The sequence below is a fragment of the Marinobacter sp. UBA2498 genome (assembly GCF_002341575.1).
Classification (GTDB): domain Bacteria; phylum Pseudomonadota; class Gammaproteobacteria; order Pseudomonadales; family Oleiphilaceae; genus Marinobacter; species Marinobacter manganoxydans.
The window spans coordinates 32,609-41,853 of sequence record NZ_DDOI01000013.1 but is presented as its reverse complement, the minus strand read 5'-3'; the positions used below and the strand labels follow the sequence as shown (position 1 = coordinate 41,853).

General features: G+C 59.9%; 9 protein-coding genes. 1 reads left to right on the top strand and 8 read right to left on the bottom strand.

The window, feature by feature from the left end:
- From B2W52_RS01530 to B2W52_RS01520, 3 genes are all read right to left on the bottom strand, one after another.
- The coding region (locus tag B2W52_RS01530; protein WP_286801053.1) for an inositol monophosphatase family protein at positions 1 to 708 on the bottom strand (708 nt) is incomplete at its 3' end.
- 56 nt (positions 709 to 764) lie between these two features.
- The gene (locus B2W52_RS01525; protein WP_008173357.1) at positions 765 to 2,060 is read right to left on the bottom strand and encodes a pyridoxal phosphate-dependent aminotransferase; all 1,296 of its coding nucleotides are present in this window, start codon (positions 2,058 to 2,060) and stop codon (positions 765 to 767) included.
- Positions 2,061 to 2,173: 113 nt separating this feature from the next.
- Entirely contained in the window at positions 2,174 to 3,472 is a 1,299-nt protein-coding gene (locus tag B2W52_RS01520; protein ID WP_227507831.1) for a substrate-binding domain-containing protein, read from the bottom strand.
- 229 nt (positions 3,473 to 3,701) lie between these two features.
- Between B2W52_RS01520 and B2W52_RS01515 the strand changes: the two genes are divergently transcribed.
- Positions 3,702 to 4,361: a response regulator transcription factor gene (locus B2W52_RS01515; protein WP_008173353.1), complete on the top strand. Its 660-nt coding sequence runs from the start codon at positions 3,702 to 3,704 to the stop codon at positions 4,359 to 4,361.
- On the opposite strand, the gene B2W52_RS01510 is transcribed toward B2W52_RS01515, so the two are convergent.
- From B2W52_RS01510 to B2W52_RS01490, 5 genes are all read right to left on the bottom strand, one after another.
- On the bottom strand, positions 4,294 to 5,688 hold the full coding sequence (locus tag B2W52_RS01510; RefSeq protein WP_008173352.1) for a sensor histidine kinase: 1,395 nt from the start codon (positions 5,686 to 5,688) through the stop codon (positions 4,294 to 4,296). The two genes, B2W52_RS01515 and B2W52_RS01510, sit on opposite strands and share 68 nt — an antisense overlap.
- Positions 5,689 to 5,767: 79 nt before the next feature.
- Positions 5,768 to 6,871: a lipase secretion chaperone gene (locus B2W52_RS01505; RefSeq protein WP_008173349.1), complete on the bottom strand. Its 1,104-nt coding sequence runs from the start codon at positions 6,869 to 6,871 to the stop codon at positions 5,768 to 5,770.
- Between the two features lie 7 nt (positions 6,872 to 6,878).
- Positions 6,879 to 7,748 (bottom strand): esterase/lipase family protein, encoded by an 870-nt coding sequence (locus B2W52_RS01500; RefSeq protein WP_476738505.1) that lies wholly within the window; start codon positions 7,746 to 7,748, stop codon positions 6,879 to 6,881.
- Between the two features lie 291 nt (positions 7,749 to 8,039).
- A complete protein-coding gene (locus B2W52_RS01495) occupies positions 8,040 to 8,354 on the bottom strand; it encodes a DUF3301 domain-containing protein (RefSeq protein ID WP_008173344.1) in 315 nt (104 codons plus the stop codon).
- Positions 8,355 to 8,556: 202 nt separating this feature from the next.
- A partial coding sequence (locus B2W52_RS01490) for an efflux RND transporter permease subunit (protein WP_286801050.1) occupies positions 8,557 to 9,245 on the bottom strand: 689 nt, incomplete at its 5' end.

Below are 9,245 nucleotides of genomic sequence, written 5' to 3'. Positions count from 1 at the left end.
GAAATGGCCAGCGGTGGCGCCTGCTTCCAGGGCGATCAGGCGGGCGGCGGCGAAGTCCCATGGGCTGACGTTTTCATAGTAGATATCCAGTCGGCCACAGGCCACCCAGCAGATATCCAGTGCCGCGGAACCGATGCGCCGCAGGTCGCGGCATTGGTGAATCATTGCATCCAGGCGTTTGACCAGCGGTTCCAGGGCGTCCTTGGTGTAGGGGAAGCCGGTTGCAAACAGGGCATCCCGGGGCACGGTGGCGCCGCTGTGGCGGATCGGATGGTTGTTCAGCGTGGCGCCCTCTGAGCGGGTCGCCCGGAAGGTTTCGCCGGGGAAGGGCGCATGCACCACACCGGCCTGAACCCGACCTTTTTCGGCATAGGCAATGGAGACGGCTACCTGGGGATGGCCATAGGCATAGTTCACGGTGCCATCGATGGGGTCGACGATCCAGAGGGGTGTATCCAGCTCTTCGGCCTGGCTAAGGTCGGGCATGGTCTCTTCCGAGAGAATCCGGTGGCCGGGGAAGCGTTTGCGGATGGCGCCTGTGATGAATTCGTCCGCCATCACGTCGGCGTGGGTTACCAGCTCGGTCTGATGTTTGTAATCGGTGCGCAGGGCGTTGTTGTCCCGCTCGCGGCGAATCAGTTCGCCGGCCTCGCGGGCCAGGTTTTCGGCAAAGTCGGTAATCTCGAGCAGAGAAACTGAATCAGACATGGCGCCCCCGTTGATATCCCGTTAGAGAATGAGGGCGCCAGTCTAACACGGCGGGATCAGAGGCTGTTCAGCCACTGCTCCATCTTGTCCATGGCGGTGACCAGCCGCGGGCAAGCCTGTTTCACGAAGTCGTCGCCCAATTCCTGTTCGGCATAGTCGCCGCCGGCGAGCTCTAACGATTCGGCGCCGTCGAAGTCGACGAAGGCCAGGCGCGCCGCCAGATGATCCGGCACGAAGCCAAAATCGCTGGCCGGCAGGATGGCCACGCCGGTGTTTTCCAGCAGGGCCTGGCAGAGGGCCTGGCTGGTCTTGATGTCTTTACTGGCCAGTTGTTCGCGGAAGCCGGAGAAGTCCGGGAACAGGTAGAACGCGCCTTCCGGTTTCTGGACTACCGCGCCCATGTCGCTCAGTCGACGGTGCATGTACTCGCCAACAACCTTCAGCACCCGACGGGACTGTTTAAGGTATTCGTCGATGTCGTCACCGCCATTGAACGCTGCAATGGCCGCGTGTTGGATCGGCGCGCTCGTCGCGGTGTAGGTTTCACTGGCGATGATGGCCATGGCGTCCTGCAGGGGCCTCAGTTCCCGGGGGAAAATGAATGTGCCAAGGCGCCAGCCGCCGGCACCGGCCCATTTACTGAGGCCGGTACTGATGATGGTGCCTTCCGGGTAATACCGGGCAATGGATTTGTGCCTGCCCTCGAAATGCACCTCACCGTAGATCTCATCGGAGAGCAGGATCAGCCGGTATTTTCGGGCCACATTGGCAATGGCCAGTAGCTGGTCGTCGGTGTAGGTGCAGCCGGTGGGGTTGGACGGGTAGTTCAGGATCAAAATCCGGGGCCGCGAGGGATCATCCCGACAGATGATATCCAGCTCTTCGGCGGTAAGCTGCCAGTTGTTCTCGGCATGGGTTGGCAGCCAGTGAACCGAGCGGCCGATGATCCGGGCTTGCGGGGCATAGGAGACCCAGCTCGGACGCGGGATCAGCAGATCACCATAGTAGGCCAGCTGCAGCATGAACAGCAGTTCCTTGGAGCCCGGGCCAATCAGCACGTCTTCCCAGGTGCAGTGCATGCGCTCACTACGGCGAATGTAGCCGGCGATTGCCTCGCGTAAGCCTTTGAGCCCTTTTACCGGCAAATAGTCCTTTTCGTGGGCGTGCTCCTTGAGCGCCTCCACCACGCGATCGGGAACCGGGAAAGGGGACTGCCCCAGCCCGAGTTTGATAATGTCCTTGCCCTCGGATTTGAGGTGATTGCTCAGCTCATTGATTCGAAGGGTGGCCGAGGGCTGAATACCCCGGACGTTCAGGTTGATCGCGTAACGGTGGTCGTTTTGGATGTCCATTGTCCCTGTCTGTTGGTTGGAAATGACCCCGTCAGTATAGGAAACCCCAACATATCTGTGATGTCGTGGCGGATAGGTGATTGCCGCAGTTTTTCCTCAGACTTTGGTCTCGGCTATCGGGATTTGATCCAGACTTCCACCCGACCATTGCGCGGGCTGCCGCTGCCGCCCACCGGCATGTACTGGCCATAACCCGTGTAGGCAACATCCGGCACGTTCACTTCCTGCAGGGCCTTGCGGACCGACAGGGCCCGGAGCTCGGAAATCATCTGGGCACGTAATTCATGGCTCTGGGTGTCGGCGAACCCGATGAGTAACAGGTCGTCAGCGGATCGGCCGTTCTGGTTCAGATACTGCTGAACTCGCTGCAGGTCCCGGCGGGCCTTGTTGTCGAGCTTGGTCCGGCCTTCGGAGAAACGGAAATTGACCGTCAGGCGATGGTAGTTGCCGGTCAGGCGGCGAAAACTCTCGGGCGTCGATTCGTCGAATTCCGGCTTGACCGCGATGGGGTTCTGGGAGATGAATCCGGATTCTGCAACCAGTGCCTGGCCTTGCTGGCCGAGGGCAAAGCCAATCAGACCTGCGGAAAGTGGCGGGACGTCACTCCCGGGCGTGTACATGAACAGGCGTCGTGATAGCGGATAATCCTCGCTGGCAACGGTGAGCTGGTTGGGGTGAAGCGCCGGGGCATTGCCTTCCGAGATCGCCAGGAGTTTGCTGTTACGCACTGAGGCGAGGCCCGAGAAACCAATACCCGAGGGATCCTTGCTTACGTCATCCGACAGCTGGTCGTTGGATTCGTAGCGCCTGGCGTTGCTGTCCAGTTCGAACTGTTTTCCAAGAACCAGGGATTTGAAGGTGTCCCAGGTTCCGGAACGGTCATCCCGGGCGTAGAGATGAATCGGGCGGTCCGGGCCGCCCAGCTCAGACCAGTTCCGGATCTGCCCGGAGAATACGCGGCCCAGGGTTTCGATGCTCATTTTGCTTACGGGGTTGGACGGGTGCACCAGAATGGCCAGGCCATCAATGGCAATAACGTGCTCGCTCTCGGGCGCAGTGAGGTCCGCCCGGGCGCGAAATTGCTCTGCTTCCTGCGGTTTTACCGGGCGGGAAGAGGCCCAGATGTCGGCCTTGCCTGCGGCCATCGCCTTGAAGCCGGTGCTTGATCCGTGCGCTGCAACCAGCACCTCGGCCGCCCGATTGTTCACAGGCGCTCGCAGGATTTTTTCGTTTTCCACGCCGGTACCCCTGGCTGCAACCTGTCCGCCGCCATGCTCTTCCAGATAGCCGGTAACCAGCATTGGCGCCAGGGTAGCGCCGACGGTATTGGAACCGTGAATTTCCAGGTCATAGGCCTGGGCCTGAAAGGCCATAAGAGCGGGCAGTAGCAGTCCCGGGAGTGTTGCAGTCATCCGTGTGAATCGCGGCATCTTTCGAAAAACCCCTACCAGACAGTTGGTTGAGAAGCTGGAAGGATGCTTCAGAAATATGACATTTGTGTTTCACTGCCTACACATTGGGACGCAAGGCCGCAGGTCCCTGTAAAAAAATGTTAAGCAGTGCGCGGAGCGCAGCGTTCGGCTGGCCTATAGTGACGCATCCGCCGTAACAAAAATAAACACAGCGGGCAGAGGCACATCCATGGATGCCATAACATCGAAAGCCGGGCAGGCCCCTGCTGCGGGCGCACGACCAGTTCCCATGAAGAAGGTGTTGCTGGTCGATGACCATGCCCTTTTTTCCCAGGGGTTGGCGGGCCTGATCCGTCAGGAAGGCTTGGCCGAATCCGTTGTGATCGCCAGCACCGTTGAGGGCGCCTCGGATTTGTTGGTCCGTCAGGACGATTTTCAGCTGATCCTGCTCGATATCGCTTTGCAGGGCGAAACAGGGTTGGCGTTGTTACCCAGGCTGGCAAGCCACAGGGAGCCACCTCCGGTGGTGATCATTTCCAGCAGTGAAGACGAAGCTACGGTAAGAGCTGCGCAGGCAGCCGGTGCCAGTGGCTTTCTGGCGAAATCTGCCGGGCGGTCGGCGCTGGTGAGCATGGTCCGCTCTGTAAGCCGCGGTGAGAGGTATTTCCCTGGCGGTAACGATCCTGTGGCACCGGGGCTGTCGTTGACCCCGAGGCAAATGGACGTGCTCCTGTTGTTGGCCCAGGGCTTTCCCAATAAACGGATTTGCCAGAGCCTGAATTTGACGGAGCACACGGTGAAAACCCATCTCAAGGCGATTTTTACCCAGCTTGGTGTTCACAACCGGACAGAATGCGTGAATCTGGCGCGGGCTCGTGGGTGGTTGTGACGGCCGCGGGAAGCCGGACCCAGAACACAGACCCCCCGCCAGACCTCGACTCGGCGCCGCACTCTCCCCGCATCAGCGCAACAAATTCCTGAACAATGGTCAGGCCAAGTCCCAGACCCGGATACTCACTGGGGCCTGCGCCCCTCACGTAGGGTGAGAACAGGTTATCCACCAGCCCGGGTGGCAGGCCGATGCCGTCATCCGCGACCTCCAGCAACACATGTGAGCCCATGGCTTTTGCTGACAGGGTAACGGCCGTGCCGCTGCTGTGTTGCACCGCATTGAATATCAGGTTCTGGAGGATCCGCGACAACAGTGATGGATCCGCCATAACCTGAAGATCACTACCCGGGTGGTCAATCCGAACCTCTATCTTGTTATTGCCAAGCGAGTCCGCCAGCAAATCGTTGAGATCCCGGAATACCGGTGCCAGTGTGGTTGGTCGGACAACGGCTTGCACCATGCCCTCGTTGAGCCGTGCGCTGTCGAATACGGTGCCCAGCAGGCGCCGGAGATGACGAATCATGTCCCGCAACTGTTGGGTGGCCGGGTGCGCTGCGGGGCCGTCTTTGCTTGGCGACAGGCTTTCCAGCGTTATGTCGATCACGTTCAGAGGCTGGCGCAGGTCGTGGCTGGCTGCGGTGATCAGTTCCGTTTTTCGCCGGCTCTCGTCGCGGGCCGCCTGATGCATGTGATCCAGCAGCTTGCGGTCCAGAAAGTGCGCTCGGTGGCGGTATTCACTGGTCCACGCGCCAACCATGCCGATAAGGTTGGCCGTGGTCAGGAAAAACAGGTTGGTCGCTATGTCGGAGCCGGACATACCGCTCCAGAGTTCGGTCAGAAGGTAGCCGACGATCAGAACAAGCGAGACCATGGACGCGCTTAAGAACGGCAGCCCCATGGCAAAGTATCCGAACATGAGCATCAGGATCATGCCCTCGTAGGGCAGCGGAAAGGCAACCTGTCGCGCGGCGGCAATGATTGCGACCACGCTCAGGCCACCTACGAGGTAGGCCAGGGTATAGATGCGCTCGAAGAGCCTGTCCGAGGGAGACGCGCGGTAGGCGAGCCAGACAACTGATGCAATCACCGGGCAGGTGACGGCGAGCCGGATGGAGACCGTGACCTGAGCCAGTTCTGGCGGCAGGGTCAGTGCATCCATAACCGCGTAGATCAAAAAAAGGAACAGGCCGGCCACTGAAACGGGCCGGGCTCGCTGTCGGATCAGTCCGGACCGGGTTCGCCGGTAAGCTTCCTCCAGATCGGGCGCAAAGCGCAGGTTCCGAAATCCGGCGGCCTGTTGTTGTCTGATCTGCTCGGTTGTCATGGCCATTTCCAGTGTCGGGCAGGTTTCTGGATTGTATCCGCCCCGGCCGACTGGCTTCGCGAACCCGAGCACATTCCGGTCAGCCGTTACCGAGCATCTTCAGCCGTGCCCAGGTTCTGTCCTGCTCATCCGGGAAATGCTGTTCCAGCAGAGCTTCTTGCTGTTCCTGGATGTCGGCCTCGGTCAGACCCGAGGATTCCTCCCGTTCCATCGCGTCCCGGAACGCATCGGAGCGCTGGTCGAAGCGCTTACGCTGCTTGAGATACTTTACGACGCTCTCGACACCGTCCGGACCCACGCCAAGCTCTTCCAGTTGCCTGCCGGCGGCTTCCGGAGACGAGGCAGATTCAATGGCTGCTGTCCGGGCCTGTTGTTGTCGGCTGCTCGCGTGAAGGTGTTTTTCGGTTGTCCTCAATTCCTCGGGCAACTGATTGCGGTGCCACTGTACGAGTGCCTGTTTGCCCTGTTCGCTCAGGTCTGTGCGCTGCTGAATGGCCAGTGTCGCCAGTGTGTATTCGCTGTAAGCCTCCTCAAGCCCGAAGAAAGCCCGGTGGGCATCAGGGCTGAAGGTGCTGGCGCGCAGTTCTTTCAGCTGTGCCAGGGCATCGCCCAGCGCCGTCAGCTGATAGCCCGGATCCTCCGTTCGGGCTGGGTCGAGTCGGGTTTGCAGGACTTGCAGTGACGCCTGCTTATAGGCGAGATACTCATCGAGGAGCGCCAGCGCCTGGGTGGAAGCGGGCTCAGGCAAGTGGTTCCTGGCCATGGTTTCGATCTGTTGAATGGCTGTTTCCGGAGTCACCTCGCCGACCGTGCTGAGGAAGTAATCGAAAAAGTCACGCACCCGGAGATTGATAACCAGCTCGCCGTTGTCATCGGCTGTCAGGGCGCCGTCAATTTGTGTCCCTGATAGCGACGCCGCAAACGGGGTCGGCCCGAGGGAATCAGGAGTTCGGGATTGCTCCTGTCCAGAAGAAGGCTCTTCCGGGACCGCTTTGGCGCTGTGCTCGGATGCTGGCGTTGGCGACTTCGCCGGGGCCGCGGATGATGGTGGCATTGAAGCCGAAATTTCGGCGTTTGTCTGGGCTGTTCCGGCAAGGCCATACCAGAGAGCACCGGCGACCAGGACGGCCGCCAGTGCACCCGGGAACAGCCACCGACGCGCTTCGATGGATGTCCGCTTCATGGTCACCTCACAGACCGCGGTTTTTAAGCCGGTTGGCCTGGGTGCGGTAAAGGGTGACAGGGTTGGTCCACAGAGAACGGGCTCCGAGAAGGTGGTTGATGGCGTCCACGTGGTTCATGTCGTAGTGGGTGCCGATCACCCGGCCCATCATGGTTGAGCAGACGCCTACCAGCCCGTCATTGGGCTCGCTGCCAAAGGCCAGTGAAGTGATACCCAGGAACGGGTCGGTAATGTCGAACGCATTGGTCCACACGCCCCGGCCGGTCCAGGAAAAGAACTTGATGCGATTGCCGTCTATCCAGACATCCTCGCTGGTTCCGGCGCAGCTATTCCGGTTCACGCCTTTCCAGCCAAGGGCATCGTTCAGGCTGGTTGTACCAGGTGTGGTGAGGGTCTCCAGCGCCGCCAGCCCGTTCTGAGGGTTGTCTGCTCCGGACAAGGCATTGATCAGATCGCCCAGGGCGTTGGCGATGGCGTTGGCGCCGCCTTCGACATAGCTACCCGGCGGAAGGATTCCCCGGACCACATCGGCCACTTTGGAGCCCTTGTTAACGCCGTCGATGGAGGTGATTGAGGCAATACGGTGAGGAATCAGGGCTGCAGTCACCCGGGAGGTAGGCGCGCCCTGGCTGTGGGCCATCAGGTTGACTTTGGAATGGCCGAGGCTGTTGACGTAGTTCGCCAGTTGCTGGCCCCGCTGCTCACTGCTGTTGACGAAGGACACGCTGGCGGAATAGACCTGTGCGCCACTGCGCTCAAGATTCCAGGGAATGGTATGGAAGTAGTTCACCAGGCCGCCGATGGTGTTGAACCCGGTGACGCCGTGAACCAGGACAATCGGGTGGCGGGTCTGGGTGTAGCCGGCGTGGCTTGCCATTGAGAAGACCAGCATGAGGGCCGCGGCCATCAGCCGGAAAGGCATGGCAATTCGCATAAAAGACTCCTGTTGTTTTTGTTGGTTGTCNNCGGCGTGGCTTGAAAATGAGGCGGACAGCAAGGCCAGCCCCAGCACAACTGCTGTGGTAAATCGAATACGCATGTGTGACTCCTGTTGTTTTTGTTGACGGCTGCATCAGGCAGCCGACGGTCGTCGATGCGTTGTCGATTATTGGTATGTCAGGAGCGATCAGGAATCGCCCAAATGGGTGAGGACAGGAAGGCTGCGTATTCAGGAAAACCGGTGGGGTTCCAGCTCCATATGCTGGATGCGCTGGCCCAGCATGATGATACGGCCGGTGTAGCGCTCCTCACCGGTGGATGTGAAATCGAACAGGAAGCGGCGCCAGACTCGGATCCGCCCCTGATCGTCGCGTTTGAACCATAGACCACGGAGGAATACCGCATCATCCAGCAGCATCACGTCCATGCTTTTGCAATAGCGACGCGCTGCCTGGAGCACGAAATCCTTGATGGCTTTGGCGCGCCACCAGTACCAGACAGCGAATCCGGCCACGAATAGCCAGAACAGGGTTCCAAGAGTCACGGTCTCAGCGATCTTCCACGGTTGCTCAAAGGGATGATCGCCAGCCTACCCTATTGCGTCGGCTCGGGGAATCGTTGCTGCTTCTCTGCTGCCGGTGCCGGCAACCGTCACCCGCATGGCATCAGCAGAAAATGGCGGATCAGCACGGCCCAAAAAAGCCCGGCTCACGTTGCCGTGGCCGGACCTGGTGTCTTACACCGGATCAGTGAGACGGAGCCGTCTTTCCTTCAAGTCCCGAGCCGTGGCCCTCTTTATCTTCGCCGGAACCGTGATGATCACGGCCCAGCAAGATGTAGAAAGCCGGCAACACGAAGATGGTGAACAGGGTGCCAATGCCCAGTCCCGCGCTGATGGTCAGGCCGATGGCAAAACGACTCTCCGCACCCGGGCCAATGGCGATCAGCAGCGGTATCATCGCGAAAATCAGGGCGATAGAAGTCATGATGATCGGCCGTAGGCGGATCGCAGCGGCTTCGACTACGGCGTCGAACTTGTTGAGCCCGCGCTCTTTCTGGAGCTGATTCGCGAATTCAACGATCAGAATGCCGTTTTTCGATACTACACCGATCAGCGTGATGAGACCCACCTGCGTATAGATGTTCATGGTGGCAAAGCCAAGCACGATAAACGCCATGGCACCGGCTACCGACATGGGCACCGATACCAGGATGATGAGCGGGTCTCTCCAGCTTTCGAACTGAGCCGCCAGTACCAGATAAATCACCAGCAGCGACAGGAAGAAGGTTACCACCAGAGCACTACCTTGAGTGGCCAACTGCCGGCTTTGCCCTGTGTAGTCGTAGCTGAACCCCTGGGGAAGGACTTCTGCTGCGGTCTGCTCCATGAAGTCCATAGCGGTGCCGGCAGCGACGCCAGGCATGACCACACCTT

What these genes read in the sequence shown, in the direction of transcription:
- B2W52_RS01510 (WP_008173352.1), bottom strand. Translation starts at nt 5,688, where the DNA reads ATGACAACCGAGCAGATCAGACAACAACAGGCCGCCGGATTTCGGAAC.
- B2W52_RS01500 (WP_476738505.1), bottom strand. Translation starts at nt 7,748, where the DNA reads ATGGCAAGCCACGCCGGCTACACCCAGACCCGCCACCCGATTGTCCTG.
- B2W52_RS01525 (WP_008173357.1), bottom strand. Translation starts at nt 2,060, where the DNA reads ATGGACATCCAAAACGACCACCGTTACGCGATCAACCTGAACGTCCGG.
- B2W52_RS01520 (WP_227507831.1), bottom strand. Translation starts at nt 3,472, where the DNA reads ATGACTGCAACACTCCCGGGACTGCTACTGCCCGCTCTTATGGCCTTT.
- B2W52_RS01505 (WP_008173349.1), bottom strand. Translation starts at nt 6,871, where the DNA reads ATGAAGCGGACATCCATCGAAGCGCGTCGGTGGCTGTTCCCGGGTGCA.
- B2W52_RS01515 (WP_008173353.1), top strand. Translation starts at nt 3,702, where the DNA reads ATGGATGCCATAACATCGAAAGCCGGGCAGGCCCCTGCTGCGGGCGCA.